A 26,223-nucleotide genomic window follows, 5' to 3' on the forward strand; every position below is an offset into this window, starting at 1 on the left:
CGATACTGCACGGAAAATATAAGAAAAGCCAGGATAATTGCTTATCCTGGCTAGTCTATTTACACAATCAAGAATTGTGTTTCTGTAGAAACAATCTTTTGAAAAAAGATTATTTAACTGTTACAGAAGCGCCAACTTCTTCTAATTGAGCTTTCAATGCTTCAGCATCTTCTTTAGATACAGCTTCCTTGATAAGTCCAGGAGCAGCGTCAACTAAAGCTTTAGCTTCTTTCAAGCCTAGGCCTGTAGCTTCACGTACAACTTTGATTACTTTGATTTTTGAATCTCCAGCTGAAGTTAATTCAACGTTGAATTCAGTTTGCTCTTCTTCTGCTGCTGCTACTGCACCTGCTGCTGCTACTGGAGCTGCAGCTGTTACGCCGAATTCTTCTTCGATAGCTTTTACTAAGTCGTTTAATTCTAAAACTGTTGCTACTTTGATGTCAGCAATGATTGCTTCGATGTTTAATGACATTTTGTGTTCCTCCGTTTTTGGTTTAAGTTTTTTTGTGCCTCCGAATGGAAGCTTGTGTTTGATTCTTCAACAGAACTGCAGATTATGCAGCTTCGCCGTCTTTCTCGGATACAGCTTTAATAGCCAACGCAAAGTTGCGGACTGGAGCTTGTAGTACTGAAAGTAACATAGAAAGCATACCTTCGCGGTTTGGTAGTTTTGCCAAAGCTTCGATTTCTTCTTTAGAAGAAACGTTACCTTCAACGATACCACCTTTGATTTCTAGTTTATCAGCAGTTTTTGCGAATTCAGCCATGATTTTGGCTGGAGCAACAACATCTTCAGAACTGAATGCAACAGCAGTAGGTCCTTTGAAAATGCTTTCCATTCCTTCCAAACCTGCAGCGACAGCAGCACGTACCATTAGAGAGTTTTTGATAACTTTCATTTCTACGCCAGCTTCACGCAATTGTTTTCTTAATTCAGTCACCTGTTCAACAGTAAGACCTAAATAATCAACAACGACTACAGATGCGGATTCTTGGATTTTTGTTGTTAGTTCTTCAACCAACAATTGTTTTTTTGCAATAGCAGCTTCACTCATCTTATATTTCACCCCCTGGATTTTATGATAGAATTTCTTGTAAAAACAAAAAACTCTATGTCACCTAGACATAGAGGATCCATAAATATCTCATTGGATTCTTCCTCGGCAGGTATATTAAGGCTCGCACCCCCTGCTGTCTTCGGTAGCATATATTAACCTCAACGACTATACCAAAGATAGTCGTTCAGGTCAAGGTTTTTTTATAAAGAGCTTGCGTCCACTTTAACGCCAGGTCCAAATGTAGTTGTTACACTTACGTTTTTAACGTATTGGCCTTTAGCAGTTGCTGGTTTAGCTTTCACGATTACATCGTGGATCGTACGGAAGTTTTCCAACAATTTAGCATCGTCGAATGATACTTTACCGATAGGAACGTGGATGTTACCAGCTTTGTCAGCACGGTATGTAACTTTACCAGCTTTGATTTCGTCAATAGCTTTCGTTACGTCCATTGTTACAGTACCTGTTTTAGGGTTTGGCATCAAGCCTTTAGGTCCCAATACACGACCCAAACGTCCAACTTCACCCATCATGTCAGGAGTTGCAACAACAACGTCAAAGTCAAACCATCCGCCTTGGATTTTTTGAACCATGTCAGCGTCGCCTACGTAGTCTGCACCAGCAGCTTCAGCTTCTTTAGCTTTTTCGCCTTTAGCGAACACTAAAACGCGTTGTGTTTTACCAGTTCCGTTTGGAAGCACAACTGCTCCACGGATTTGTTGGTCATTTTTACGAGTGTCGATCCCTAAACGGTAAGCGACCTCAACAGTTGCGTCGAATTTTGCAAAATCGACTTCTTTCGCTAATGCTACTGCTTCTTCTACTGAATATGATTTAGTAGAATCGACTTTTTTGGCAGCATCTTGGAATTTTTTACTTTTTTTAGCCATTGAATTTTCCTCCTAGATTGTGGTTTTAACGGATTAACCTCCCACGTGTGGCCAAGAACGCCTTGCGAGCGTTCGGAAGGCCACATGAGAAGCTGCATTTTGAATTAGTCTTGAACTGTAATACCCATTGAACGGGCAGTACCTTCGACCATACGCATAGCAGCTTCTACGTCTGCTGCATTCAAGTCTACCATTTTTGTTTCAGCGATTTCTTTAACTTGGTCACGTGTTACGGTACCAACTTTTTTCTTGTTCGGTTCGCCTGAACCTGATTCGATACCTGCAGCTTTTTTCAGTAATACTGGAGCTGGAGGAGTTTTAGTAATGAAGGTGAATGAACGATCTTCATATACAGAAATAACAACGGGAATGATCATACCTGCTTGGTCAGCTGTACGTGCATTGAATTCTTTACAGAATCCCATGATGTTTACTTGTGCTTGACCCAAAGCTGGACCTACTGGTGGAGCAGGAGATGCTTTACCTGCAGGAATTTGTAACTTAACTAATTTAACAACTTTTTTAGCCACGAGACATACCTCCTTGATTGTTCGTGATGTGGTTTAATGGGGTTAAGATTTCCCCTCCCACTCAATCCATACGCCTGAACGTACCGATATATTATATCAGTACACCCAAATAAATGCAATAGTTTTTTTAACCTTTATCTACTTGGTCGTAATCGAGCTCGGCAATCGTTTCGCGGCCGAACATTTCGATCATGACTTTCAACTTGCCTTTTTCGCTGTCCACTTCTTCAACGAACCCTGACAAGCCATTGAATGCGCCATCGGTGATGGTGACAGGCTCGCCTTTTTCGAATTTCACGTCATGCATGCGTGTGCTCATGCCCATGCGCTTCAGAATGACTTCGATTTCTTCATTCAATAAAGCGGATGGCTTGCTTCCTGCTCCATGTGATCCGACGAAACCGGTAACGCCCGGTGTATTACGGACAACGAACCATGCTTCATCAGACATGATCATTTCAACCAATACATAACCAGGGAAGGTTTTTTGCGTAGTAGCCTTCTCTTTGCCGTCCTTCACTTCTACTTGCTCTTCTTCCGGGATGACAACGCGGAAGATATGGTCTTCCATGTTCATGCTTTGCGCACGCGATTCGATGTTCAGCTTCACTTTGTTCTCATAACCTGAATAAGTGTGCAACACATACCATTGTTTTTCGTTTTCGATCGTTTCCATTTCTGCATCTTCTTTCTTGGTGGATTTTTATTTGACTTCGTTTCTTTGTAAACAAAAAAACCTTCCTGTCTTTGAAAGGTTCCTTCTGTACGGCGTTAACATTATAGCATCACGAAGACCGTATGGCTACAAATCTTCTTTTAATTTAAGATTAAATCCATTGCCTCTGTGATCCCAAAATCTACTGCGGCAAAAAATATTCCGAATAGAATGGTTGTAACGACTACCGTATTTGTATATTTTGCTAATTCCTTACCAGTCGGCCAAGTCACTTGCTTCATTTCATCCGTTACGCTCTTCAGAAATTTCATGCTTATCCTCCTACTATATGTTGCCAGTTTCGTCTTTATTTCGTTTCTTTGTGCAAGGTATGCTTTCCGCAGTACCGGCAAAATTTCTTGACTTCCAAACGTTCTGTACGACCTTTTTCAGTAGGTGTGATGGTGTAGTTCCTTGATCCACATACGGTACAGGCTAATGCGGCTTTTCTGATAGCCATGTCGCTCACCTATTTTCTCTCTATTTGTGTACACAATACAAGCTAATATTAGAGCGCCTGCCCTAAATAGTCAACCTTTTTATTTTTGCGGATGCGCCCAGAAATACAAAAAGGCCTCCGGATCTGAGACCGGAAACCTTTTTGTTGCGCTATTCATTTCTGCATTACCTTATCCGCGTTGAATCTTACTTCTTATTGAACTGTAACGATTGCATCGCCAAGATCTACAGTACCTTCTGCAACAACTTCAATGTTTTTGTAATTGAAAGTGTTTGTGATTACGATAGGAGTAGTTGTCTTGTAACCGGAAGCTTTGATGAAGTCGATATCGAAATCAACCAATTTGTCTCCGATTTCAACAAAATCCCCAGCCTTAACATAAGTAGTGAAACCTTCACCTTTCAGATTGACTGTATCCAATCCGATATGGATCAAAATTTCAACACCTTCGTCAGATTCAAGACCGATAGCATGCTTCGTGTCGAAAACCATGACGACTTTACCGTTGATCGGCGAAACAACTTCACCGACTGCAGGTTCGATTGCGATCCCTTTACCCAACGCTTCACTAGCGAAGGCAGCGTCATCCACTTGCGTCAATGGAATAGCGATACCAGCGATAGGCGAACGCAAAGTAGTGGCAACTGTCGCTTTTGCTTCAGCAGCAGGTGCTGCTGGTGTTACGGTTGCTTTTTCTTCTGTTTTTTCAACAGCCTTCAGACCATAGTACTCTTCTTTGGAAGGAAGTTTTGCGGCACTGCCGCTGTCGATGAATTCTTCCAGGTTTGATTTGATGTTAGAAACTTTCGGTCCGTAAACAACTTGAACGCCGTTTCCTTTATGGATGACGCCGGATGCTCCCGTGCCCTTCAATAATTCTGCATCAACCAAATCTCCGTTTGCTACAGTTGTACGCAGACGTGTCGCACAGCTGTCGACGTCCACGATGTTCGCTGCGCCACCCAGGCCATAAATGATGGAAGCAGACATTTCATCCGTTTCGTTTTTCACGATTGAGGCAATGTCTGTAGCGCCTTCTTGCGCTTTCGCATTCATGTCAGCACGTGTATACAATTTCACTTCAGTCGAATCATCTTCACGACCTGGAGTCTTGTAGTTGAACTTCTTGATCAAGAATGAGAACAGGAAGTAGTAGACTACGAAGTAAACAAGACCGATGATGACGATCCAGATCCAGTTCGTTTTGGCATTCCCTTGCAGGATACCGTACAAGAACATATCGATGAATCCGCCTGAGAAAGTCATGCCGACACCTACGCTGAACATATGCATCAGCATGTAAGCAGCACCGGCCAAAACAGAGTGAATGATATATAACGGTGTAGCAACAAACAAGAATGTGAATTCCAACGGCTCAGTGATACCTGTAAGCATGGAAGTCAAGGCAGCAGACAACAATAGTCCGCCGGCTTCTTTTCTTTTTTCTGGTTTAGCTGTGCGGTACATCGCTAAAGCAGCACCAGGTAAGCCGAAGATCATCAACGGGAATTTACCTGACATGAAACGTGTAGCGGCAACACTGAAGATAGTTGTGTCAGGATCAGCTAATTGCGCGAAGAAGATGTTTTGTGCACCTTCGACCATTTTTCCGCCGACTTCCATCGTTCCGCCCACTGCTGTTTGCCAGAAAGGCAAGTAGAACACGTGGTGCAGGCCGAAAGGAATCAACGCACGCTCCATGAAACCATAGAGCCATGTTCCAGCGTAACCGGAACCTTGTACCAAAGCACCGATCGCATTGATGCCTTCTTGCACTGGCGGCCAGATGTAAACCATCAGGATACCTACGAACAAGTAGACGATCGATGAGATGATCGGAACAAAACGAGTGCCTTCAAAGAATGAAAGAGCAGCTGGTAATTGAATTTTATAAAAGCGATTATGAAGTGCAGCAACACCCAAACCGACGATCATACCTCCAAAAACACCCATTTGCAATGACTCGATACCCAATACGTTTGAGATTGATCCTTCGATGAACTGATCTGCGCCGCCACGGGCTACGATCATAGCGCCGATGGATGAATGCATGATCAGGAAAGCGATGACAGCAGCCAAAGATGCAGTCGCTTTTTCAGCTTTCGCCATACCGATGGCACAGCCTACAGCGAAGATCAACGGCAAGTTCCCAAAGACAACCGATCCGGCCTGGTTCATTACATTCAATACATCATAAATGAATGTCCCTTGACCCATCAGTTCTGTTAAACCATATGTTTCTAGTGTCGTAGCATTAGTAAATGACCCACCGATACCCAAAAAGAGTCCGGCTACTGGTAAAATGGCGATCGGCAACATGAACGAACGTCCAACACGCTGCAAAACACCAAAAAGTTTGTCCTTCATTTTTAATCCTCCAAATACGGACAAGGAAAGTTCCTTTGCGGAACAGGCGGACCCGTTCCAATTGCAACTGACCTCGTCCTCTTTATTTAAGCGGAAGGAAAATGCAGGGGATGAATATAGCGCTTTCTTGCTCAATAAATGAAGATTCCGAAAGATAAGACACTCCGAATCCTTAGCCATTATAACGCAACTGTCTTTTCATTAAAAGTAAGAAGTAACATTTCAGACACAATTTTAAAAGCTTTTCGAGAACATCATCATGAAAACGTTTCATTGTATAGTCATGTTAATTCGAGCAACATCGTGCAAGAGTTTTTCTGTTTTTTCAATACGTGGAACCCGTGACACTCATAGAGCTTGCGCGCCGGATTGGAGCGGGACACACTCAAGGAGACAGCCTTCAAATCCGTTGCCCGCAGCTGCGTCAACATCCGCTCCAGCAGCGACTTCCCGATGCCGCGCCCCCGGAAAGTCGGCAGCACCGCGATTGTGAGTTCCGGCACGTCTGAGCGGACGAAGCCGTAGCCTTTTTGGGCAGTCGTCGCAAAACGGATCCATACCGCCCCGACCGCTTCGCCATCGGACAATGCCACGAATGCCTCATCGCCTTCTCTGCCGAAGTCCGCATAGTAGCGCCGGATTGCCGCTTCTTCCAACACCTTCCGCGGCAAAAAGCCCCCGCCTTTGGGCGAATAGATCGCCTGATAAGTCATTTCCTTCAGAAATAACTCATCCGCAGGGGCTCCGTGTCTGATCGTGATCATTTCAGGATAAGCGACACAACCAGCAGGATGATCTCCAAACCGTGATATAGGATCAGATTTTTGATCGCCAAGTTGAAGGTCGTCGCTTTGTCCTGTTTGGCTCTGAAGCGGTTGATGTTGCGCTGGATGACCGGGAAGATCGCCCAGATGAACAGCATCCAGACCGGATAGATGCCGAACAGCACCGAAATTGTTGTGGCGGCGAATGCCCCGTAGTACAACCAGGCATACAGGCGCACAGCAACCGGCTTACCGATGTAGAAAGTCAACGTGTAGCGGTGATTGGAAATGTCGGTTTCATAGTCGCAGATATTGTTCGCCAGCATGATGTTGGCGATGCTGAACACAAGCGGCGCTGACTGAAGCAGGATGATCAGCAGCGTCGCTATGTTCCCCGCTAGCGTAAAGTTCGGCCATTGCAACAGCAACTCGGCCAACGTTCCGGCCGGGACGTTCACGAACACGGCGATGAAAAAGATGCCGAAGCCCATCGTCAGTCCCGAAGCCACCTCTCCCAAAGGCATCCGCGAAATCGGGAACGGTCCGAACGTATAGAGGATTCCGATCGCAAAGCAGAGCGCCCCGATCACCAACAGCAACAGATTGGTGCGCGCCGTCAGGATCAAACCGAGCAGCGCTGCGAACGCGATCATCGAAACGATGATCTTAGCGGCCTGTTTGACGGAAATCCCCGCTTTCCCGAGGATGTTTTCCTCGTCGCGGTAAACCAGATTCTTCGCCTTCACAAAGTCCATCGTGTTGTTGATGGCCGTCGTCGCCATGTCAAAAACGACCATGGCGATGAAGAACAAAATCGTGTTAAGCGCATTGATGCTGCCGAAATGGTAGAGCGTAAACAAGGTCCCCAACACAAACGGAAACAGGCTTGCCAACTTGGTCTTGATTTCCACAAATTCCAAAAATACAGGTACATTCATATCATTCACCCCTATTCATTTTCCCAAACGTAATCGTCGTTGGTCAGTTCAAAATTATCCGTCAAACCGTCCGAAACATAGACTTTCTTGTCCTTTGTCACAAAAACGGCTTCGATATCGTCCCGCTCGTTGACGTAGGCCAAACCCGCTTCCATCCCGAGACCGAAGACGAGCGTCGATAAGGCATCCCCATCGATCGACTTATCGGACAGGATCGAAACGCCGGCGATGTCGTTATCGAATGGATAGCCCGTTTCCGGATCCATCAGATGGTGATAGCTGACGCCATCCACTTCGATGTAGCGTTCATAGATGCCGGAAGTCACGATCGAACGGTCTTTTTGTTTCGTCTTGCCGATGGTCTCCCCGCGCGCCGCCAATGGGTCCTGGATGCCTACGTTCCAGGACTCCCCTTCGCGCAACGGCGAACCCCCGAGCACATAGACGTTGCCACCGAGGTCGATGATGGCGGTCGTCACACCTTCCTCCACCAGGAGTTCCTTCACTTCGTCGGTGATGTAGCCCTTGGCGATGGCGCCCAGGTCCAAGCGCATCCCCGCATCCGCCAACTGAACGGTCTGCGCTGCATCATCCAGTACGACGCGCTCATAGTCGACCAAAGTCAGCGCCGCATCGATTTCGCTCTGCTCCGGCTTTCTGGCATCATCGAAACCGATATGCCAGAGTTCGGTGATCGGCCCGATCGACAGGTCAAAGTCACCGTCGGATGCCTCGCTGTAACCCCACGCGCTCCGCACCAACGGATAGACATCATCAGACAGCTGCACAGCTTCCGTCCCTGCCGCGGCATTCACCGCATCAACTTCCGACCCAGGCTCATTCACAGTGATTTTGTCGGCCAGTTCGGCGACGCGGTCGAACGCCTCTTCCAGAACAGCCTCTTTGCCTTCGTCATAGACGCGCACCGTCACATAAGTCCCCATCAAAAATTCCGTTTTCTCATATGGTTCTTTCCGTAGCTCCGTTGCTTCCTGCACACCCCCATTGCCACACCCCCCAAAAAGGAGCACCAGTGACAATGCGCCCGCCAGGCTGGCCTTATTCATATATTTTTTCATCCGCTCACCCCGTATCTACATTTAAAAAGACAGGCAGGAACAAGAACGCTGTCCCTACCTGTCTATGATAATCTTTTTTCTTGCCGATTCCACCTGAAAAGGCGGAAATCCAGCTTATTCTTCTTCGACTACGTTGTCGATTTCGATTGTAGTTGTGTCGCCAGCTTCAGCTGCTTCAACCAACATTGGAGCGTACTTTTTGAAAGTATCACTAGAACCTGTTGCACCAGTAACGACTTCTACTGCTTCCGGATCTTGTTTTTCAACTAACTGGTTGTTCAATGCAGGGAAGTAATCAGCAGGACCCACGCCAGCTTTTTCTACCATTCTAGCTTGGTAGTCTGCATCTTCGGATTTCTTCGCGCCGGCTTCGTTCACGTTCTCGTATGTAGATTCCGTGATTTTGCCGTCCACGACAGTGATCGAGAATTCAGTTTTCCAGCCACGAGTGTCGAAGTTCTTTTCAACCAATGTGTAAGTGCCGTCCTTCAATTCAGCTGCCGCTTCTGAAGTAGTTTCTGATGAAGATTCAACTACAACTTCGGATGAAGCTGCTGCTGATGATTCCGTTTCAGTTTCTGTGTCGGCTCCGCCGCAAGCTGCTAATACGAAAGTTGATGCCAGCAAAAGAGTTGCCGTAGATAACGTTTTCTTTAATTCCATAATCTATCCCACCCTGTTCTATTATTATGATAGCGGTTAGATATGTGATTCCAATCACAAGACCCCTATATCTTTCCACTTACTTATCATACCATTTGTTACATCTTTAGCCAAATAAAATCCTTATATTTCACTAAAAAACCATTATTTTCTAATGTTTTATTTCAAAATGTAATGCTATCAATCCACATAACGTGTCGCAACAGTTTTGCTACATATTGCGATAAAGCAATTGCTCAGTTAATTTCGTTAGCGTTTCCTTTACGGGATGATCCGGCAACTTTTTGATCAGCTTCAACGCTTTCGTCGTGTATTTCTTGGCCAACGCCTGTGCAGCGCGATTGCCGCCATAGCGTTCCACCAAAACATGGATCTCCGCGAGCTCCGCAGCGGTCACATCCGCTCCTTTGACGATGTAGGCAGCGAAGGCTTTGCGGTCGGCCTGCATCGCATACAGCACAGGTGCTGTGTAGATGCCGTTGCGGAAGTCACTTAGAGCCGGTTTGCCCAAGGTCTTTTCGTCCTGGGTGTAATCCAAGACATCATCCATGACCTGGAAGGCCATGCCGATATCGTGGCCGATCCGATAGGCCAGTTGCGCCAACTTCTCGTCCTCAACCGATCCATAGGCCCCGGCATAACAGCTCAACGCGAAGAGCTGGGCCGTCTTGCCTTGGATCTGGCGCAAATAATCGCGCATACGCATGTCCGGATTGTAGCGCATATCCATCTGATTCAGCTCGCCGATCAGGATGCTTTCCATCCCGTTCGTGTCGATCTTCAGCACAGCCGCGTCGCCGGCATAATCGGACAACAAGCGGAAACAGACCGTGAAGAGGTAATCCCCCGAATAGACGGCGATCTGATTGCCGAATGCCCGGTTCATCGTCTCCTTGCCGCGGCGGGTGCCGGCTTCATCGATGACGTCATCGTGCATCAACGTCGCCGTATGCAATAACTCCACCGCAGCCGCAATCGCCTGCGCCCGCTCCGCATCCCGTTGCGGGGAATAGTAGGAAAACAACAGGCAATAGGCCGGCCGCAGCATCTTCCCGCCCGAAAGCAGCCTGGCAAGGATCGCTTCCCTGACCGCCCGGTTTTTGAGCGTTATGTTTTTTTCCAACAGCTCATTGGTGGCGACCAATTCCGCCTGCAACAGCGGATACTGGTCCCACATCGAATGAATTTTCATACTGAAACTCCTTTTGTTCTGCCCTTAAGTATTTTTCAGGAGATGATGTCGAGGGCCTCTTCATCGTCAGCGGTAGTCCCTTGGGCACCGCGTATTTCCACTAGCACGCGGTTCGGCAGACACATGATCGTCTCCCCGATACCGTCCTTGGCACCCATGCGCACACACAATTGGTCGTCGCAATCGGCGGAAGTAATCCGGATTTTGGATCCTTCCCGCACGATCACGTTCTCATGACCATGGTCGTCCTGATAGACATACGTCTCCGTCTTGCCGTCATCCTTCAGGACAAATTCCTTCACTGTCTTGCCGTCCACACTGATGACGGCGATGTTATCCGCGCTCTCAGCGTTGGCTTGATGATAGGAGAAGACCCCCAACGGCAGGAAGGAAGCCGCCATCAAAAAAAGGATGATGAGCAGATCGCCTCTGCGGATCATTTTCAGGTATTTTCTCATTTCCCGTCCCTCTCTTCTGAAAAGAAAAGGGCTAAGGCAAGTCTCCCTACCTTAACCCTGTTAGATCGTTATTATTGACCGATTCCCGGTCTATAGATTGATTTTGTCTTACCATACCACCAGTTGTCAAGTTTCTTCTGGATCCACGGAATCACATAGTAGTCCAACCCGAAGGCTCTGCCCGATCCGTTCATCAAAGCGATGGCCACCGGAATGAACCACATGTTCACCCAGTAGAACATACCGGATAAGGAGAACGCGATCACCAATGCGATCGTTGCGGCATTCGCCAAGAAAGTGAACAAGCCCGCGATGATTGCCAAACCGATCAGCAACTCGACGATTGTCATGAATTTCTGGAAGAACAAGGCCATTTCCGGATTCGGGATCATGACCTGCATGATGCTGTTGAACCACTCAGGCGCTTCTTTGAAGATCATCATCGGCTCTTCCCCGTAGGCATAGCTCAAACCGAATACCGGGGAGCTGACAGCCGCAGCCGTATCGGTTACCGCTTCGGATGCACCGGTCGTCGCTTCCTTCAGCCAAGCGAAAGGCAGGACGATCTCATCGCCGAACCAAGAAGCTGTGCCGTACGAACCGTAAATCTTCTTGACCGCTTCCCATGTCCACATGCTGCCGTAGAAGACGCGCAGCGGCAGTGCCCAAAGCACATTGCCCAAGCGGGACAAGTGACCACGGAAGATGTTGCGTTTTTCTTTGATATGGAAGAATTCATGATAAATGTATTGCACGAAATAATACCCTGAACCAATCGTCATGAAGTAGAACAAGTTCACCATGTGCTTCACGAGCATCGCTATGAAGCCGCTCAAATGGATTTTGTCCATCAAGTAGGCAACGCCGTAACGGGATCCGATCGAAATCATGAACCCTTGATAGGTGCCTTTGTGTTCGTGCTTCTCTGTGCCTTCGATAGAGGCGATGATGTTGGCCGCCGCTGTGTGTCCCGTTTGTTCGGCGGATTGCACGATTTGCGGTACCGGTGCGTTGTTTTTGTCAGGCTCTTCGTAGTAAACCAAGTCCCCTGCCAAGTAAACGCCATCGGAATCTTTCGCTTCCATGTATTTATTGGCTACCAAACGGCCCGCTCTTGCTTGCTCGATGCCATAAGCAGCTGCGTCCGTGTTGGCTTTTACGCCTGCCGTCCAGATCAGCGTGTGTGTCGGAATCACCGTTCCGTCAGACAACTCGACGCTATCCTTCTTGACGTTCGCGACCCCATTGCCTTTGATGATCTGAATGCCTTTTTTCAGCATGTACTTTTCGGCTTTTTGTTGTTCCTTTTCGGTAACGACACCTAAAATCTGCGGTGCAGCTTCAACCAAGTAGAGGCTGAATTCAGCTGGATCCAACTTGTTGGCTTTTGCCAGATGGTCTTTCCATTCCATCAAGTCGCCGACCAATTCCACGCCGGTAAAACCAGCCCCACTGACTACTGCCGTCAGCATTGCTTTGCGTTTCGCATCATCATGTTCATTAGAGGCTGCTTCGACTGTATCCTGGATATGACGGCGAATTTTGTTCGCATCTTCCCAAGACCACATCGTGAAGGCATGCTCATCGACACCTGGGACGTTGAACGTATTCGGCTCGCCACCCATCGCCAGAATCAGGTAGTCATAGTTGAAGCTATGGCTGCTGGTCGTCACGACTTTCTTCTCACGGTCCACATGGGTCACTTCATCCGTAATGATATCCACGTTTCTGCTACGGCTGAACAGACGTTGCAGATCGTATTGGATCGCATCGGGCTGCACACGTCCCGCTGCCACCTCATGCAGCTCGGTCATGTACGTTTGGTAGGAATGTTTGTCGATCAAGGTGATCAAGACATCCGGATTTTTCTTGAAATGTCGGGATAATTTCTTCGCGGCGGCCACACCGGCGAAACCTGCTCCCACAACCACAATATTCTTTTTACTCATTTGGCAGTCTCCTTTTTATCTATGTTCAGCGCATCCCTGCGCCTAATCACTTATTTAAAATAACCACTTTTATAAGTATAGTGTATTTGTGAATAATTGTCCATGCAAAACCTGAAAGTAGTATGAAAAAGTTCCTACATGAGCATTTTTTCATCTTTTTCACTTTGTTTTCTTCCTCACGCGTCGACTTAAAACCTTTCGCATTGGAGAGGTTCCCGCAATAAAACGCTAGTGTTTCTCTTCCCGGTAGACCAGTGAAGCCTCATACCACGCTTTCGTCAATTTACTTTGGGATGCCTCCTCCAGTTGGAATTGACGGATCGTCGAAACATGCTCCAACAAGTAATTCGCCGCCACCCCGACCGCGATCCCGGAGAAGATGCCCGTGATGGAAAGGATCGGCAAGTAGAGCATGACACTGAACGATTGTGCAATCAGGCTCGCCATCGCCAACTGGCCGACATTATGCAGAATTCCCCCCGCCGCACTGATGCCGATCATGCTGACCCGCTTCGGCCCCAAGAGCCGGACCAAAAGCATCCCGCCATAACTCAAAAAAGCCCCCGCAAAACTGTACAGGAAGGTAGATAACGTCCCACCCAACAATGTCGAAATCAACAACCGCATCCACACGACCTTCAGACTATCCTTATATGGCAGCGTAAAGATCGCCAATAATGTAATGATGTTCGCCAACCCCAGCTTCGCACCCGGCGCAAACGCGAACGGAAACGGAATCGCCCGCTCCAGCAACGTGATGACCACACCCTGCGCAGCCAATAATGAAATATAGATCAAACGTTTATTTTTATTCATAGCCATGTCCTTGCTTTTTTGTATTCGTATTCAAAGTGTAGCACAATTGAGCCAAAGAAATGAACTACGGACCTGTTTTTCGGCAAAAGAAAAAATACCCCGCCGGAAATCATTTCCGGCGGGGTATTATTCGGATATCAATCTAACAAACGTTTCATTTTTCGATGACATCTATCATAGGCATTCTTAATAGAAGTCACCTCGCAATTCAATTCTTCAGCAATTGTTTGAAAAGTGGAGCCGTTTATGAAACGAATGAACACAGCTTGCTCGAAATCAGACAAAATATCAAAGTAACCCGACGCACTTTCCTTTACCATAACGATTTCTTCAGGAGAGAAGTTCATCGAAACTACGCCTTCAAAGGAGTATTCCGTATGATTGCTGTACTGATTCTCCAAGATCGCATCCAATGACACAGCGCCTTTGTCGATTTTCCGCTTCACGGCACTTTCTTTCCTGATTAAGCTGAAAATGTGGTGCTTCAGTGTCAATTTGTAGAAACTCGCAAACTGCAGGCCTTTTTCGGGAACATAAGACTGAACCGCCTTATGCAGTACCATACGGGCCTCCTGCCAAAAATCCTCCTGTTCCAAAGAACGTAAGTAATAAGCTTTGTTGAACTTTTTCACCAGAGGCAAAAACCTACAAAAAAGTTCTTCAAAGTACATAGGGTGCCCTTGTTGGATCAGTGCCACCAATTGTTCCGGGCTGTGTTCCGATAGTTCCATTTCTTCATTCATTATTTAATCCCCCCAATTACATTTTGGCAATGTATTATGTATCTCCGGAAATCCATAATATATTGCCTAACACCTATTATACCGATAAAGAAAGCGCTGTCAAACATTTGTTTGATTTTTTTACTCACTAAATTTCGTTCCCATATTTTAAACCTTTGAAATCCATATTAATTTCCGCATGCTCCCTCTTCGATTGAGCAAGTACGTGGTAGTGATACCAATCACCTTATATCCTACAGAGCTATCGTAAGTACATCCACCAACCGCAACAATTCCTGCGGCGATTCCACCACATACGTTGCCGAAACTTCCTGGCCAATCGTTTTGTGGTTCCGGAAATTCACCCAAATCGTTTTCCAACCCGCCGCAGTTGCCCCAATTACATCATTATCGAAATTGTCCCCAATGTAATATACGTCGTTTTTTGATAATCCCATTCTTCTTTCCATTGCTTCAAAGATTTCTTTACTGGGTTTGGAGACACCGGCTCCTTCCGAAACCAGCATATTTTCAGGAGCGATCCATTTTTCAAGACCCAATTGATTGATTTTCCTGAGTTGGTTGTCGTTGGCACCGTTTGTGATGATGCCAACCTTGGCGCCTCTTTGGAGCAGCAGTTCAAAAATTTGTGGAAATTCTTCGATCAGTTTGATTTCGTTCTGAAAGGTTTCGTAGTCCAGTTGGAAACGCAGCGCCTCCTCTTCCGTTATCCAGATGCCCAGCTCCTCGAATGCCTTTGAAATTCGGTAAATGTGCATCTTTCTCAGGTTTGTGATTTCATAACCCGTCGATTCAAAAGCCTCATCACTGTATTTCCTGCTCAGCTTATACAGTTCTTCTATCTTCACTTCATCCTTGAATCGGCTAAAGTGCTTTTGGAAAGCCCGTTTGAAGGGTTCTATATTGATGGCTATTCCCCACTCATCTTGATCCCTTTATTAGAAGTTGTCGAACTGGAAAAGTTATCAGATGACTCCATAGTTGTTTCTTTGGTTTTACAAAAAGGACTGCCTTCAACCATTTTTGGTTTAGGGCAGTCCTTTTATGTTTGATTTTCTATTTTATCCTTTGGCAACCCGTTCCTGGATCACATACACGTTCGTGCTGTATCTGCCGTTTGCCGCCGTATCTTTTCGGATTGTCAGATATCCTCTTTCAATCAAGTTTTTCTGATGCTTCCGGAATCGTTCCTCGCTCATATTCAGATCCTTGCTGATTTCGCCGACCGTGGGGAAGCTTGTGTCCCCGGCCCCGATGCATGCGGCAAAGTACGCATAGATCGCCTTCGCCTCGACCGTCAGCTTCCGGTCACTCATCACACTTCTCGGAACAGTTCCATACCCCATCGAAAGTACATCAATCACCTGTGTTGTCTTGTCCATCATTTTCCCTGCTTTCCTTTTGTTTGTTTCGACCGTACCACTGACACCATGAAGGTGAATCGCTATCTTGGTCTCTACTAATAAAGACGGAGAGGAGATTGAATGTGTAACCCCAAAAAAATTTATATCTGTCAAAAGAATCATCTTCTGATTTTAGATTAATAGAAGCTTGGTTTTGCGTAGTCCGTACCCGGTTCGCCCAAGCCCAAACTCTCGCGATGATAATCAGCTTTGCCCGTAAGCAAATCCGTCACAAATTGAGCTACTGCTTGTCGCGTTACTTGTGCTTCGGTAAATGGTTCCCCTTTGCGCGTAACATGAACAGAAGTATTCCCCGCTTGGTTGTACAGCCATGTGATACGCAAAATCACATAGTCCAGGTCGCTGGCTTCAACGAGGTCAGCGGCTGTACGCAATTTCGACTGCCAAATTTTACCCATACCGGCACGATACCATTTCTGAAATCTACCAGTAACTTCTTCATACAGGTCAGGAACGCTGGCGATAATGAACCGCTTGACTCCGACTTCATCCAATATTTTAAGCAACGGCTTAATAATATGATCCTCAGCAACAAAGTTGAGATAAACTGCATCCACATCGGTTAAATTAGCTTTGATCGTCGCTGTGTCTTCAAAAGCCCCGTCTACTAATTTCACACGTGAATTGGTGATGGAAGCTAGCCGGGATGTCACATTGCGCCCATACAAAGTTAAATCAAAATCAGTTTGCTCCAATAAATTTGCCGTCACCATTCTGCCGATTTCGCCGGCAGCACCTAAAATCATGATACGCATTATTTTGTTCCTCCTTATATAATTACAGGTTGCTGTTCGTTTTTTAAATGATAGTAATCAATTTCCCACATTTTTTCTGCATTCTCTCCAGTTAGTTCTCCGCTTAGAGCCTTCGCAAGATGGTCATCGTACGTATCGATTTTGTATTCCAGAATACGACGGACTTTGCTTAATTCCTCCATTTTTTCGTTAATTTTTTCTAATTGGTCATTGAGAATTGCTTTTTGCGCAGCCGAAACATCCTGTACTGCACCCAGTTGGGCTAATTTGGAAAATTCAATGAGGGCTTCCATTGAAAGCCCGGCTGCCCGTAAATTTCTGGCAAGAAATATCCAGTTCATATCTCCAGTCTGATAGTTCCGATAACCGTTTTCATCCCTCTCTATCGGTGGAATTGCCCCGACTCGCTCGTAATATCTGAGGGTATCGATCGATAAATGAAAGATTTCCGCTACTTGTTTGCTGTTCATTTAAACCCCACCACCTTTTGCTGTTATTTCTGCCAGCCAATCCAAAATTTCTTGTTGGCTGTTTTCAATGTCATTTCGGGAAACCGATAAAGCATCATTCACAACAGTTGCCTCTGGAATTTCTTCTTGGATTGTTCTTACCGTATTTGCCAGGTCGCTCCCCCCATGAACGGTATAAGGAATAACTGTTTTGCCAGTAAAATCATGACTTTCCAAAAACTTCTGGACCAGTGGTGGAAGTGTTCCCATCCAAATGGGATAGCCTAAATATATCGTGTCATAATTGTCAAAGTTTTCTACTAAACGGGTCAGTTCGCGATCGGGTGCATCATTAGAGCTGACTTCATCGATAATTTGTCTTACATCATCGGGATAAGCTTCTGCCGGCTCGATCAAAAAGGAATCTGCTTCGAGTTCTTCACTAATCCAGATTGACGCCTGCTCCACTAGCCCAAGGTATTCGCCATCATTTTGCAAAACGCTGGCGCCACTTACCACGTCCAGATCTGTCCCTACTGGATAAGAAAAATAAGCAACCAATGTACGTTCCGAACCGCCATTTATTGATTCTGTTGAATCACTGGCAGTTCCGAATTCGCTTGTGGAATCAGCTTCATTCTCTGCTTGATTTGATCCATTGTCAGTACTGCAGGCCGCTAAAGCAAAGATTGATGCTATGCCGATTAATAATCTTGCGGATTTTTTCATCATCTCACCTCTTCATTATTTCAGTCCTATCCATACATCCAGGATTCATTTCACTGTACAGTATGGTGTGCACTCCATAGCAAGAAATATATAAAAATAAGTAAAATGCTTGCTATGGTCTTAACTCCACGGTTTACAATAAGTTTATCAATACAATCAAGAATGAATGCAACTCTTGAATCCTGATTATACTTAATAATGATAGGAGAGAATGATTATGACAACACACGATGTTCAACGCATTTCCAAACAAATTTGGGATGCAAAGCTAGCAAATGATATGACCGCAGTTGCAGGATTTATTGCTGACAACGCGCGCTTTGTTCATATGGGAATCACCTTTGATAAGGCTGGGGAACTTGAAGTATTTAATGACAAAATCTTTATCTTCAAAGCGGTTGATATTGCAGAGGAATACGTTGTGGACTATGGCAGCACCGCCATTATTTTCAAAAAAATGATCTTAACAGCAGCAATCGGGGGAAATGAAGTACAGAATCCTTTTGTCCTCTCTGAAGTCTTCACAAAGACTAAAGATGGCTGGAAATTAGCTGCCGAAACTTATACCCGGATAGCAAGTGATTTTGAAGCTTACAAAATGTAAAGAGATCGGATCGACTAAGGATACTATTTCTAAGCGGAGGCGATGATCAATGAAGGGACTGACGAAAATGCATGTTGGTTTCCTGGTAGCAATTTTGCTGCTGGGCACTCTTTATTTCTGGATGAGGAACCAGAGTCAAAAGAATACCGAAAGCATCGGTAGCCAAGTCAATAGGATACAGACCACCGACGTTCCGAGCGCTTACTTCGAAAGTCCCAATGAAACCGGTCGCGTTGTTGAGGTTCAGTATGATAGCCTGGATTACACACAAGATACCCCTTCCGAAATCACTAAGACTGCTTATGTTTATCTGCCGGCAGGCTATGATGAGGCTGATCCTGAAAAACGGTATAACATTCTCTACCTCATGCATGGTTGGCACATGACTGCGGGTGATTTTTTCAACTACTCTAACTTGATCACTATTTTGGATAATATGAATGCAAATGGCGATATAGAGCCAACGATTATTGTTACGCCAACATTTGATGCTGAAAATCAATCACAAGATTTTAGCCGCTCAGAAGATGAGATCCGTCATTTTCACCAAGATTTCAGAAACAATCTCGTTCCCTATATCGAAAGCAACTATCATACCTACGCACAGGGAACATCAGAAGAAGCTTTCCGAAATTCACGTGCGCACCGTGCTTTCGCAGGTTTTTCCGGCGGTTCCGTGACAACGTGGTCCCAGTTCATCCACAACCTGGATTACATCAAATACTTTGGTCCGATGAGTGGCGACAGCTGGGAAGTGGAAGTATATGGCGGCCGCGATAATTCCGCCCAAACGGTAGATGTGTTGGAAAATGCTGTTAGGGAAAGCACATTCGAATCCGATGATTATTACATTTATGCAGCAACCGGTACCGAAGACTTTGCGAATGATCTGATTACGACGCAGGTTAAGGAGATGCGCACACGCCCAATTTTTACTTCTGAGAACGTGACCATGGCCATCAACGACGGTGGCGTTCATGATCTGGTAGCCGTTCAAGAATACATTTACAACATGCTCCCGCTTTTCTTTGAAAAATAGCAGCGCTCTTATTAAATAAGGAGGAAACAATGCGATATACAACTTTAAATAATAATAAGATTATTCCTAACCTCGGGACAGGAACTTATCGGATCAGTCCAACAGATGCAGAACGTTCCGTGGAACATGCTTTGAAAAACGGGTATCAATTGATTGATACGGCAAATATCTACATGAATGAAAAAGCTGTTGGACGTGCAATCAAAAAATCAGGCATCAATCGAAGCGAGATTTTCTTGACCTCCAAAATCTGGCCGACAGAATATAAATATGCAAAAGCCAAGCAAGCAATTGAGGAAACCCTGAACCGTTTAGGCGTCGATTACCTTGACCTCATGCTGTTGCATCAACCGGTAGGCGATTATCTAGGCGCTTGGAAAGCTCTGGAAGAGGCTGTAAGCACTGGGAAAATTAAGGTTATTGGTCTTTCTAACTTTACAGGACATGAATTGGACGAGGTTATAAACAAAGGGACTATCAAACCAGCTGTTGTGCAGGTGGAATGCCACCCTTATTTCCAACAAAAAGATTTAAAAGCAAAACTCGCTAAGGACAATATTGCGCTTGAAGCTTGGTACCCACTTGGGTCAGCTGACAAAGACTTGCTTGCCGAACCCATCTTTACTGAATTGGCAAGTAAATACAATAAATCCGTTGTTCAAATCATCTTGCATTGGCATGTCCAAAAAGGAAATATTGTCATTCCAGGTTCTAAAAATCCGGCTCACATAGACAGCAATCTGGATATTTTTGATTTTGAACTGACAGCAGCCGAATTGGCGCAAATCGCCCAACTCGATAACGGTAAACGCTTCTTCAATCTGCCCAAATGGATGCAACGCATCTTTTTGCTGACACGTATGAACTACGATAAGCAAGCATAGAAAGTTTTTAAAAAAAATGAAACTTTTCTCTTGCTATGGATTGAACTCCACACTTTATACTAATCATTATCAAACAAAGAAAGAGGTATTCACATGGAATATACAACACTTAATAATGGAATCAAGATGCCTATGGTTGGTTTTGGCGTTTTCCAAATTCCAGACCCAGCAATTTGTCAGGAAGTCGTCGAAGAAGCTATCAAAACAGGTTACCGCCTCATTGATACAGCGCAAGCCTATGGTAACGAAGAAGCAGTAGGCAAAGCCATCAAGGCATCAGGCGTGCCCCGCGAGGACCTCTTCATCACAACAAAACTTTGGATTGCAGACATGAGTTATGAAGGCGCTAAAAAAGCTTTTGCTGATTCCCTTGCAAAACTTGATTTGGACTATGTTGACCTTTACCTTCTTCATCAACCTGTCGGGGATACTTTTGGCGCATGGCGTGCGCTGGAAGAACTTTATAGCGAAGGCAAAATCAAAGCTATCGGTGTGTCTAATTTCAAGAATGACCAATTAGCTAACTTGTCAATTTTCAACAAGGTAACGCCAGCTGTGAACCAAGTTGAGTTGCATGTCTTCCACCAAAAGCAGGCTGACCAAGACTACATGGCATCTAAAGGTATTCAAATTGAAAGTTGGGGTGCTTTTGCTGAAGGCAAATTTGACGTCTTCACCAACCCAGTTTTGAAAGAACTCGCTGACAAATACGGCAAATCAACTGCGCAAGTCATGCTTAGATGGCAATTACAACGTGGCGTCGTTTCACTTTCCAAATCAGCAAATCCAGAACGTGTGCGCCAAAACTTCGACATCTTTGATTTCGAACTAAGCGCAGATGATATGGCAAAAATTGCTGCAATCAACACAGATACCACCGTATACGCTGACCACCACGATGCGCAAACAATTGAAAACTTAGCTGGTTATATCGGAAAATCATATTAATTTGAATTAAAGTCATTAACTTAGTGAAAAGGGGCGAGAAATCTCGCCTCTTTTTTTATTGCCTACCCTTCGGATGAGCAGGAGGAATCGCCTTGGTAAAACTTGTCGAAAAGTCAGATTGCGGTCGAAAGCTAGAAGGATGGCGGGAGTACGTTTACGGTTTTTCTGCCTGATGAACTAGGTGCATAAGCACGAAGATATATGAACGTTACAGTTATAAAAATAGGAATCAAAATAGACACGGACTCGTGCTTTTTTGATTCCTGTTTCACTATAAGCAATGCGTGTTTTTCCCACATCAATTAAACGCCTAGCATCGCAATCGGAATCACATGTACCCCATCCGATTCTCTCGTGTATGCATAAGGCCCTGTATTCAGCAACACCTTGGTTACTTGGAACTCATCCTTCACTGTATCCTCAAACCAGTTTAAGTGCTCTACATACTGGTCTTTCGCATCGGGATCGGCTTTTACTTCGAACAAGATCAGCGCATTCCCTTTTTGCAGAATGAAGTCGATTTCTCGCGTTCCTTTTGCGTCCCGAAAGTGATACAACTGTGCATCATTCGCATCGGCATAAACAATCAGGCTCTGATACACGAGGGACTCCAATAGTTGCCCTATCAACGTTTGATTGAATTTCCCGACGTGCTTGGGCACTTTGTAGGTTTCGAGCTGTTCGCGACTCACCCCAAGCAGACTCAATGCAATTGCGGGGTCAAGCATGAAATGCTTTGGCGCTTTCGCTAAATTGGGATAGAGTTTTCCGATTGCTAAAAACGGCTGTACTTCATCAATGATGTACAGAATTTTTAGGGCCTCACGATAATTGTTGGCTGTAGGCCTGCTTGGCGCCTCGCTATTATTGGCCATAGCTGCATCGATGATGGTTTGGAAATTGGTTGTCGTACCGATGGACGCGGCATAGGCTTTCATCCAGGCGAGCAGACTCTCCGGTTTCTTGACCGTAAAACCATTCTCGCTGAACTCATGCTCCACGATGTTCGTTGTGTAACTGCCCAACAGTAATTTTCGCGTGCGTTCCGCTTTATTTCGGATACCCGGAAATCCCGATTTAAAAATTTCATCCAAGTAATGCGTGATGTTCTTATCCGTCTTCCCGTTGATCTTATCCGTATTCGATCCGTTAAACAAATGAGAAATCCGGATATATTCGTCGGACATTTTTCTTTCCTCAATTGAGTAGGGCCGCATTTTCATCCTGACAATCCTCCCTGCCCCACTATGGATCCGGGAATTGACTTTGATGCTACTGCCTGTGAAGAGTACGCTGCCTGCAGGCAATCCCTTATCAACTTGGTGTCTGACGAACGTCCATATCTCGGGGAGCAGTTGCCATTCATCCAATACAATCGGATGCTCTTCTCTCAAAATGATTTCAGGATCACCCTTCAGGAGCATCCGAGTGGCCTCGTTATCCAGGCTGAAGACGGTCTTCGCCAGATGCGAACAAGTTTCTGTTTTTCCTACAGCTTTTGCGCCTTCTATCAAGATGGCCGGCAAATCCTCGAAGTAGCTTTTTAAGGACTCGTCAATGATGCGTTTTTCATACATACGAATCACTCACTTTACGTTTTTGTAGGTCTTAACTTTACAAAAATGTTATCACTAATTTTACGTTTTTGCAAATCCAATTTTACAAATTTTCCGTTTCAATTTTACGTTTTTGCTGATTCAATTTTACAAATTTGTCGATCTCTACTTTACGTTTTTGTACCAGCATTCTCTATCCGCCTATGACAATGACAGAGATTTCTACGGAAAAGCTTGACTTAGAGTTAAGGTTAACCTGTATAATGCGCTTATGTTCGGATTTTTCCGAAGACGGTAGGTTGAGTAAGAACTTGCTTGCTAAAAGATGTAACCGCAATCAAAAACCACTTTTCGAAGGAGAATGATATGAAAAAACCAAATCTAACGTTGCTGGTCTTCAGTTTGATGAGCTTTGTCCTTGCCATGACGGCTTTTATCTTCAGCGGAATCTTGGACAAGGTGGCCGTTTCGCTGGGCATCTCGGTGGCCGAGTCCGGGTTGCTGAACACGATGTACTCCTATGGGGCCGCGTTCGGGGTGCCGATTACTTTGATCCTGTTCAGGAAGGTCGAACGCAGCCGGATGCTGAAACTCATGCTGTTTGCGACGATCTTGACGACATTCGCGCTCATCTATGCCCAAAATTTTGTGCAGCTGCTCATCGTCCGGTTGCTGATGGGGATTTCCGCCAACAGCTATGGTGTATTGGCCATTTCGACGGTCTTAGCGCTCTCTCCCAAGGATAGACAAGGGCGTTCCTTGGCTTTCTACATCATGGGTAGTTCCTTGGCGCTCGTTATCGGCATCCCATTGACGCGCGCCTTATCCTCCATCCTGGATTGGCGCAGCATTTTTTGGATATTGAATGCCATGATGCTGTTGTCCCTCGCTTATTTCATGAAATATTTGCCGAAAGCGGATCACGAGGCCACAAAACTGGATCTGAAAAACGAGCTACAGTTCTTTAAGGACGGGAAAACGTTGCTGCTGCTTGCCTATACGTTGATGATGTTCATGGGATACAACGCCTTCTACACCTATGCGACACCGTACTTGCTGTTGCTTTTCCCTTCCATCGAGCCGCTGATGAGCCTGATACTGGTTGCGCTTGGCCTTGCCAGTTTCACGGGCAACCTGCTCGGCGGCCATGTATCGGATGCCATCGGATACGCCAAGTCAATGATGCTCGGGGCTGTGCTCCAAACGGCAGCGATGCTATTGATCCTTGTTTTCCAACCGTCGAAATGGTTAAGCGTGCTCTTCATTATCATATGGCTGATGAGTGCCTGGTTCACCGGCCTGCAGCTCAACACCGGCATCGCCCAAGTGACCGATAACAAATCCAGTTTTATGCTCAGCATCAACGGTTCCTTGATCCAATTGGGCGGTGCGTTCGGCGCCAGCTTGGCTGCCGTCGTCATCAACCTCAGCGGTATCCAAAGCATTGCCTTTATTGCCCTCCTGACCAGTCTGGCGCTCGTGCTGATCCAAATGGTTTCGATGAAAAAATATCCTTGAGATCGGTTTGATGTACGTTGAAGATTCCGGGATTAAAAGACCTCCGAAAAAAGACAGGAACTAACCTCAACTGGTAAGTTCCTGTCTTTTTGCCTATTCTTACAGCTCCTTTGAGCAGCAGAAGCTGATGTGGTGCTCACTATTATTACTTTAGAGTGTGCATCTGGAGAGTGGTCAGCCAAAATTGCCGAATGCAGGCCACCTATTCGAGAAATTTACTCTTGTACGGGGCCGCAGCCGGGGTCGGTAAATTTGATGGCGTTCGACAGGTTATTGTCGAACGCATCAAAAAGAACGCAAATGAAAGCTGTCATTTGCGTTCCTGAAAGTAACCTGTAGAGAAAGCTAATAACTCCTTCGGCATGATTACCAAAAATATACGTTCCTATGTAATTTTATTTAAATTTAACCGCGGTTCCATATGCAATCACTTCAGCTGCGCCCTGCATGATTGCAGAGGAAGCATACCGAATGTTTACCACTGCATCCGCTCCTAGTGTGGTCGCTTCGTCAACCATCCGCTTTGTTGCTATGGCCCTGGCCTCATTCATCATTTCATTATAGGCTTTAAGCTCTCCGCCAATCAGCGTTTTAAGCCCTTGTGAAATATCGCGCCCTAAGTTTTTGGACTGAATCGTACTCCCCTTAACCAGTCCCAACATTTCAAATTCTTTTCCGCTTATATAATCAGTATTTACTAAGATCATCGTCATCATCCTCCTTGATTTCATTCACTCTTTCTATTAACAAGTACACCATCAGCACAATCAATCCGCTGGGGACAACGATCAACAGTATTTTCATCAGCAAAGGGATGTCACCAGAACTAGCCAGTCCCAGCCACATGTAGAATATAAAATAGGAAATAACCAAAACTGTAATCACTATTGGGGCAATCATTTTTTTCGTTTGTTTTTTCAATAGCATTACCCACTTTCTGCATCTTAGAGAAATTATTTAAATCCTCTATACAGTATACCTTACCCAAAGCGAACATATCCAATTTTCCCAGACATACAATTATGCCAAATAGAATTTCCCACGTTGTGGCCGGATTTTAGGACGGATTTCGGGGCCGCTATTGTAAACTCAATTCCACAAATAAGAGGCCGCCTCGCAATTAAACGAGACGACCTCTTATTTGTGTTCATTATGAGCGTGTCTTCACTCCACCATATCCTTGTAGATTTCCCGCAGGATCTCCAGTTGGTCATCCGACCAGGTGCCGCGCTGGCGTTGGTCGCGGAAGCGGCGGCTTTCGGTCTCCAAGGCTTTTTTGGAGCGTTTGATGTCCTTGTAGAGTTCCATGGCGGAGATGCGCTGGGCGCCTTTCGAAAAGACGAGCTGCTGTTCGGCCAAGTCGCTGGTGGCGACATAGACTTCGGTCAGCACGTTGCGCAGTTTTTTGACGACGCCTTCGATGTAGGTGTCGGCGGTCTCCCCTTGTGCGGTAAAGATGACCTTCACCCGGTATTTAGAATACTCTTTCGTGATACCGGGAACGAACTGGGCATCAAAAACGCACCAGACTTCGTTGCCTTCATAATTTTGATAATCGGACAGCGCCTGCAGCAGTTGATCCCTGGCCTCTTCGATGAGGTCCTGGTTCTTCAGCTTCACCAGTTCCGGCCAGGCGCCGATCATATTGTAGCCGTCCACTATCAGGATTTCTTTCTTCAACAGGATCTTCAC

31 protein-coding genes and 1 other annotated feature are annotated in these 26,223 nt (G+C 45.6%); of the genes, 5 read left to right on the forward strand and 26 right to left on the reverse strand.

Translation table 11 applies throughout. The annotated features are described in order from the left end of the window. Positions 1 to 109: 109 nt before the first annotated feature. The 22 genes from rplL to ACKPBX_RS07465 form a co-directional block, all read right to left on the reverse strand. On the reverse strand, positions 110 to 475 hold the full coding sequence (gene rplL, locus ACKPBX_RS07360; RefSeq protein ID WP_086628830.1) for a 50S ribosomal protein L7/L12: 366 nt from the start codon (positions 473 to 475) through the stop codon (positions 110 to 112). Positions 476 to 557: 82 nt separating this feature from the next. After that, complete coding sequence (gene rplJ, locus ACKPBX_RS07365; protein ID WP_086628829.1) at positions 558 to 1,058, reverse strand: 50S ribosomal protein L10; 501 nt, start codon at positions 1,056 to 1,058, stop codon at positions 558 to 560. A gap of 37 nt (positions 1,059 to 1,095) precedes the next feature. After that, positions 1,096 to 1,222: a sequence feature (ribosomal protein L10 leader region), on the reverse strand. Positions 1,223 to 1,261: 39 nt separating this feature from the next. Beyond that, positions 1,262 to 1,951, reverse strand: a complete 690-nt coding sequence (gene rplA, locus ACKPBX_RS07370; protein WP_086628828.1) for a 50S ribosomal protein L1 — start codon at positions 1,949 to 1,951, stop codon at positions 1,262 to 1,264. A gap of 104 nt (positions 1,952 to 2,055) precedes the next feature. Next, entirely contained in the window at positions 2,056 to 2,481 is a 426-nt protein-coding gene (gene rplK / locus ACKPBX_RS07375) for a 50S ribosomal protein L11 (RefSeq protein ID WP_068562458.1), read from the reverse strand. A gap of 127 nt (positions 2,482 to 2,608) precedes the next feature. Then, positions 2,609 to 3,157 carry a transcription termination/antitermination protein NusG gene (gene nusG, locus ACKPBX_RS07380; protein ID WP_086628827.1) on the reverse strand — a complete coding sequence of 183 codons (549 nt, stop codon included), beginning with the start codon at positions 3,155 to 3,157 and terminating at the stop codon, positions 2,609 to 2,611. A gap of 140 nt (positions 3,158 to 3,297) precedes the next feature. Further along, positions 3,298 to 3,468 carry a preprotein translocase subunit SecE gene (gene secE, locus ACKPBX_RS07385; RefSeq protein WP_319995011.1) on the reverse strand — a complete coding sequence of 57 codons (171 nt, stop codon included), beginning with the start codon at positions 3,466 to 3,468 and terminating at the stop codon, positions 3,298 to 3,300. A gap of 35 nt (positions 3,469 to 3,503) precedes the next feature. Then, positions 3,504 to 3,656: a 50S ribosomal protein L33 gene (gene rpmG / locus ACKPBX_RS07390; RefSeq protein WP_072763840.1), complete on the reverse strand. Its 153-nt coding sequence runs from the start codon at positions 3,654 to 3,656 to the stop codon at positions 3,504 to 3,506. Positions 3,657 to 3,848: 192 nt separating this feature from the next. Continuing rightward, the gene (locus tag ACKPBX_RS07395; protein ID WP_319995012.1) at positions 3,849 to 6,023 is read right to left on the reverse strand and encodes a PTS sugar transporter subunit IIABC; all 2,175 of its coding nucleotides are present in this window, start codon (positions 6,021 to 6,023) and stop codon (positions 3,849 to 3,851) included. Positions 6,024 to 6,304: 281 nt separating this feature from the next. After that, complete coding sequence (locus ACKPBX_RS07400; RefSeq protein WP_319995013.1) at positions 6,305 to 6,787, reverse strand: GNAT family N-acetyltransferase; 483 nt, start codon at positions 6,785 to 6,787, stop codon at positions 6,305 to 6,307. Beyond that, positions 6,784 to 7,725, reverse strand: a complete 942-nt coding sequence (menA, locus tag ACKPBX_RS07405; RefSeq protein WP_119092408.1) for a 1,4-dihydroxy-2-naphthoate polyprenyltransferase — start codon at positions 7,723 to 7,725, stop codon at positions 6,784 to 6,786. The genes ACKPBX_RS07400 and menA overlap by 4 nt, the downstream gene beginning before the upstream one ends. Before the next feature lie 11 nt (positions 7,726 to 7,736). Further along, positions 7,737 to 8,792: an FAD:protein FMN transferase gene (locus tag ACKPBX_RS07410; RefSeq protein WP_407702593.1), complete on the reverse strand. Its 1,056-nt coding sequence runs from the start codon at positions 8,790 to 8,792 to the stop codon at positions 7,737 to 7,739. Between the two features lie 126 nt (positions 8,793 to 8,918). Further along, complete coding sequence (locus tag ACKPBX_RS07415) at positions 8,919 to 9,467, reverse strand: FMN-binding protein (protein ID WP_319995015.1); 549 nt, start codon at positions 9,465 to 9,467, stop codon at positions 8,919 to 8,921. Between the two features lie 211 nt (positions 9,468 to 9,678). Beyond that, on the reverse strand, positions 9,679 to 10,659 hold the full coding sequence (locus ACKPBX_RS07420) for a polyprenyl synthetase family protein (RefSeq protein WP_319995016.1): 981 nt from the start codon (positions 10,657 to 10,659) through the stop codon (positions 9,679 to 9,681). Between the two features lie 35 nt (positions 10,660 to 10,694). Next, on the reverse strand, positions 10,695 to 11,117 hold the full coding sequence (locus ACKPBX_RS07425; protein ID WP_319995017.1) for a NusG domain II-containing protein: 423 nt from the start codon (positions 11,115 to 11,117) through the stop codon (positions 10,695 to 10,697). Positions 11,118 to 11,188: 71 nt separating this feature from the next. Continuing rightward, positions 11,189 to 13,066, reverse strand: a complete 1,878-nt coding sequence (locus tag ACKPBX_RS07430; protein ID WP_319995018.1) for an FAD-dependent oxidoreductase — start codon at positions 13,064 to 13,066, stop codon at positions 11,189 to 11,191. Positions 13,067 to 13,294: 228 nt separating this feature from the next. Next, positions 13,295 to 13,882: a Gx transporter family protein gene (locus ACKPBX_RS07435; RefSeq protein ID WP_319995019.1), complete on the reverse strand. Its 588-nt coding sequence runs from the start codon at positions 13,880 to 13,882 to the stop codon at positions 13,295 to 13,297. Between the two features lie 137 nt (positions 13,883 to 14,019). Further along, complete coding sequence (locus ACKPBX_RS07440) at positions 14,020 to 14,625, reverse strand: sigma-70 family RNA polymerase sigma factor (RefSeq protein WP_319995020.1); 606 nt, start codon at positions 14,623 to 14,625, stop codon at positions 14,020 to 14,022. A 233-nt stretch (positions 14,626 to 14,858) separates the two neighbouring features. Further along, a complete protein-coding gene (locus ACKPBX_RS07445) occupies positions 14,859 to 15,473 on the reverse strand; it encodes an HAD family hydrolase (RefSeq protein WP_319995021.1) in 615 nt (204 codons plus the stop codon). Between the two features lie 213 nt (positions 15,474 to 15,686). Beyond that, the gene (locus tag ACKPBX_RS07450) at positions 15,687 to 16,007 is read right to left on the reverse strand and encodes a helix-turn-helix domain-containing protein (RefSeq protein WP_160116928.1); all 321 of its coding nucleotides are present in this window, start codon (positions 16,005 to 16,007) and stop codon (positions 15,687 to 15,689) included. Positions 16,008 to 16,165: 158 nt separating this feature from the next. Beyond that, complete coding sequence (locus ACKPBX_RS07455) at positions 16,166 to 16,804, reverse strand: NAD(P)H-binding protein (RefSeq protein ID WP_319995022.1); 639 nt, start codon at positions 16,802 to 16,804, stop codon at positions 16,166 to 16,168. A 14-nt stretch (positions 16,805 to 16,818) separates the two neighbouring features. Continuing rightward, positions 16,819 to 17,274, reverse strand: a complete 456-nt coding sequence (locus ACKPBX_RS07460; RefSeq protein ID WP_319995023.1) for a MerR family transcriptional regulator — start codon at positions 17,272 to 17,274, stop codon at positions 16,819 to 16,821. Next, a complete protein-coding gene (locus tag ACKPBX_RS07465; RefSeq protein WP_319995024.1) occupies positions 17,275 to 17,982 on the reverse strand; it encodes a flavodoxin in 708 nt (235 codons plus the stop codon). It lies immediately after the preceding gene. Positions 17,983 to 18,199: 217 nt separating this feature from the next. Here ACKPBX_RS07465 and ACKPBX_RS07470 point away from each other — a divergent pair, with 217 nt between their 5' ends. The 4 genes from ACKPBX_RS07470 (at position 18,200) to ACKPBX_RS07485 (ending at position 21,457) form a co-directional block, all read left to right on the forward strand. Beyond that, entirely contained in the window at positions 18,200 to 18,586 is a 387-nt protein-coding gene (locus ACKPBX_RS07470) for a nuclear transport factor 2 family protein (RefSeq protein WP_319995025.1), read from the forward strand. Positions 18,587 to 18,635: 49 nt separating this feature from the next. Then, positions 18,636 to 19,625, forward strand: coding sequence for an alpha/beta hydrolase (locus ACKPBX_RS07475; protein ID WP_319995026.1), 990 nt, complete (start codon positions 18,636 to 18,638; stop codon positions 19,623 to 19,625). Between the two features lie 29 nt (positions 19,626 to 19,654). Beyond that, positions 19,655 to 20,509, forward strand: coding sequence for an aldo/keto reductase (locus tag ACKPBX_RS07480; RefSeq protein ID WP_319995027.1), 855 nt, complete (start codon positions 19,655 to 19,657; stop codon positions 20,507 to 20,509). A gap of 93 nt (positions 20,510 to 20,602) precedes the next feature. Then, the gene (locus ACKPBX_RS07485; protein ID WP_319995028.1) at positions 20,603 to 21,457 is read left to right on the forward strand and encodes an aldo/keto reductase; all 855 of its coding nucleotides are present in this window, start codon (positions 20,603 to 20,605) and stop codon (positions 21,455 to 21,457) included. A 302-nt stretch (positions 21,458 to 21,759) separates the two neighbouring features. On the opposite strand, the gene ACKPBX_RS07490 is transcribed toward ACKPBX_RS07485, so the two are convergent. Further along, positions 21,760 to 23,034, reverse strand: a complete 1,275-nt coding sequence (locus ACKPBX_RS07490; protein WP_319995029.1) for an ATP-binding protein — start codon at positions 23,032 to 23,034, stop codon at positions 21,760 to 21,762. A 345-nt stretch (positions 23,035 to 23,379) separates the two neighbouring features. Between ACKPBX_RS07490 and ACKPBX_RS07495 the strand changes: the two genes are divergently transcribed. Continuing rightward, positions 23,380 to 24,531, forward strand: coding sequence for an MFS transporter (locus ACKPBX_RS07495; RefSeq protein ID WP_319995030.1), 1,152 nt, complete (start codon positions 23,380 to 23,382; stop codon positions 24,529 to 24,531). Positions 24,532 to 24,926: 395 nt separating this feature from the next. Here ACKPBX_RS07495 and ACKPBX_RS07500 read toward each other — a convergent pair whose 3' ends face one another. The 3 genes from ACKPBX_RS07500 to ACKPBX_RS07510 all read right to left on the reverse strand — a co-directional run bounded on the left by ACKPBX_RS07500 (position 24,927) and on the right by ACKPBX_RS07510 (position 26,211). Next, positions 24,927 to 25,238: a YbjQ family protein gene (locus ACKPBX_RS07500; protein ID WP_119092419.1), complete on the reverse strand. Its 312-nt coding sequence runs from the start codon at positions 25,236 to 25,238 to the stop codon at positions 24,927 to 24,929. Continuing rightward, entirely contained in the window at positions 25,219 to 25,452 is a 234-nt protein-coding gene (locus ACKPBX_RS07505) for a hypothetical protein (protein ID WP_168173206.1), read from the reverse strand. Before ACKPBX_RS07505 ends, ACKPBX_RS07500 begins: the two co-directional genes overlap by 20 nt. A 243-nt stretch (positions 25,453 to 25,695) precedes the next feature. After that, entirely contained in the window at positions 25,696 to 26,211 is a 516-nt protein-coding gene (locus tag ACKPBX_RS07510) for an NYN domain-containing protein (RefSeq protein ID WP_319995031.1), read from the reverse strand. Positions 26,212 to 26,223 lie beyond the last annotated feature (12 nt).

This window comes from Trichococcus shcherbakoviae, assembly GCF_963666195.1.
GTDB classification, from domain to species: domain Bacteria; phylum Bacillota; class Bacilli; order Lactobacillales; family Aerococcaceae; genus Trichococcus; species Trichococcus shcherbakoviae.

Bases quoted from the DNA above. Each gene is read 5' to 3' on its own strand.
- rplL (WP_086628830.1), bottom strand. From the start codon at position 475: ATGTCATTAAACATCGAAGCAATCATTGCTGACATCAAAGTAGCAACA.
- rplJ (WP_086628829.1), bottom strand. From the start codon at position 1,058: ATGAGTGAAGCTGCTATTGCAAAAAAACAATTGTTGGTTGAAGAACTA.
- rplA (WP_086628828.1), bottom strand. From the start codon at position 1,951: ATGGCTAAAAAAAGTAAAAAATTCCAAGATGCTGCCAAAAAAGTCGAT.
- nusG (WP_086628827.1), bottom strand. From the start codon at position 3,157: ATGGAAACGATCGAAAACGAAAAACAATGGTATGTGTTGCACACTTAT.
- secE (WP_319995011.1), bottom strand. From the start codon at position 3,468: ATGAAATTTCTGAAGAGCGTAACGGATGAAATGAAGCAAGTGACTTGG.
- rpmG (WP_072763840.1), bottom strand. From the start codon at position 3,656: ATGGCTATCAGAAAAGCCGCATTAGCCTGTACCGTATGTGGATCAAGG.
- ACKPBX_RS07395 (WP_319995012.1), bottom strand. From the start codon at position 6,023: ATGAAGGACAAACTTTTTGGTGTTTTGCAGCGTGTTGGACGTTCGTTC.
- ACKPBX_RS07400 (WP_319995013.1), bottom strand. From the start codon at position 6,787: ATGATCACGATCAGACACGGAGCCCCTGCGGATGAGTTATTTCTGAAG.
- menA (WP_119092408.1), bottom strand. From the start codon at position 7,725: ATGAATGTACCTGTATTTTTGGAATTTGTGGAAATCAAGACCAAGTTG.
- ACKPBX_RS07410 (WP_407702593.1), bottom strand. From the start codon at position 8,792: ATGAATAAGGCCAGCCTGGCGGGCGCATTGTCACTGGTGCTCCTTTTT.
- ACKPBX_RS07415 (WP_319995015.1), bottom strand. From the start codon at position 9,467: ATGGAATTAAAGAAAACGTTATCTACGGCAACTCTTTTGCTGGCATCA.
- ACKPBX_RS07420 (WP_319995016.1), bottom strand. From the start codon at position 10,659: ATGAAAATTCATTCGATGTGGGACCAGTATCCGCTGTTGCAGGCGGAA.
- ACKPBX_RS07425 (WP_319995017.1), bottom strand. From the start codon at position 11,117: ATGAGAAAATACCTGAAAATGATCCGCAGAGGCGATCTGCTCATCATC.
- ACKPBX_RS07430 (WP_319995018.1), bottom strand. From the start codon at position 13,066: ATGAGTAAAAAGAATATTGTGGTTGTGGGAGCAGGTTTCGCCGGTGTG.
- ACKPBX_RS07435 (WP_319995019.1), bottom strand. From the start codon at position 13,882: ATGAATAAAAATAAACGTTTGATCTATATTTCATTATTGGCTGCGCAG.
- ACKPBX_RS07440 (WP_319995020.1), bottom strand. From the start codon at position 14,625: ATGAATGAAGAAATGGAACTATCGGAACACAGCCCGGAACAATTGGTG.
- ACKPBX_RS07450 (WP_160116928.1), bottom strand. From the start codon at position 16,007: ATGGACAAGACAACACAGGTGATTGATGTACTTTCGATGGGGTATGGA.
- ACKPBX_RS07455 (WP_319995022.1), bottom strand. From the start codon at position 16,804: ATGCGTATCATGATTTTAGGTGCTGCCGGCGAAATCGGCAGAATGGTG.
- ACKPBX_RS07460 (WP_319995023.1), bottom strand. From the start codon at position 17,274: ATGAACAGCAAACAAGTAGCGGAAATCTTTCATTTATCGATCGATACC.
- ACKPBX_RS07465 (WP_319995024.1), bottom strand. From the start codon at position 17,982: ATGAAAAAATCCGCAAGATTATTAATCGGCATAGCATCAATCTTTGCT.
- ACKPBX_RS07470 (WP_319995025.1), top strand. From the start codon at position 18,200: ATGACAACACACGATGTTCAACGCATTTCCAAACAAATTTGGGATGCA.
- ACKPBX_RS07475 (WP_319995026.1), top strand. From the start codon at position 18,636: ATGAAGGGACTGACGAAAATGCATGTTGGTTTCCTGGTAGCAATTTTG.
- ACKPBX_RS07480 (WP_319995027.1), top strand. From the start codon at position 19,655: ATGCGATATACAACTTTAAATAATAATAAGATTATTCCTAACCTCGGG.
- ACKPBX_RS07485 (WP_319995028.1), top strand. From the start codon at position 20,603: ATGGAATATACAACACTTAATAATGGAATCAAGATGCCTATGGTTGGT.
- ACKPBX_RS07490 (WP_319995029.1), bottom strand. From the start codon at position 23,034: ATGTATGAAAAACGCATCATTGACGAGTCCTTAAAAAGCTACTTCGAG.
- ACKPBX_RS07495 (WP_319995030.1), top strand. From the start codon at position 23,380: ATGAAAAAACCAAATCTAACGTTGCTGGTCTTCAGTTTGATGAGCTTT.
- ACKPBX_RS07500 (WP_119092419.1), bottom strand. From the start codon at position 25,238: ATGATCTTAGTAAATACTGATTATATAAGCGGAAAAGAATTTGAAATG.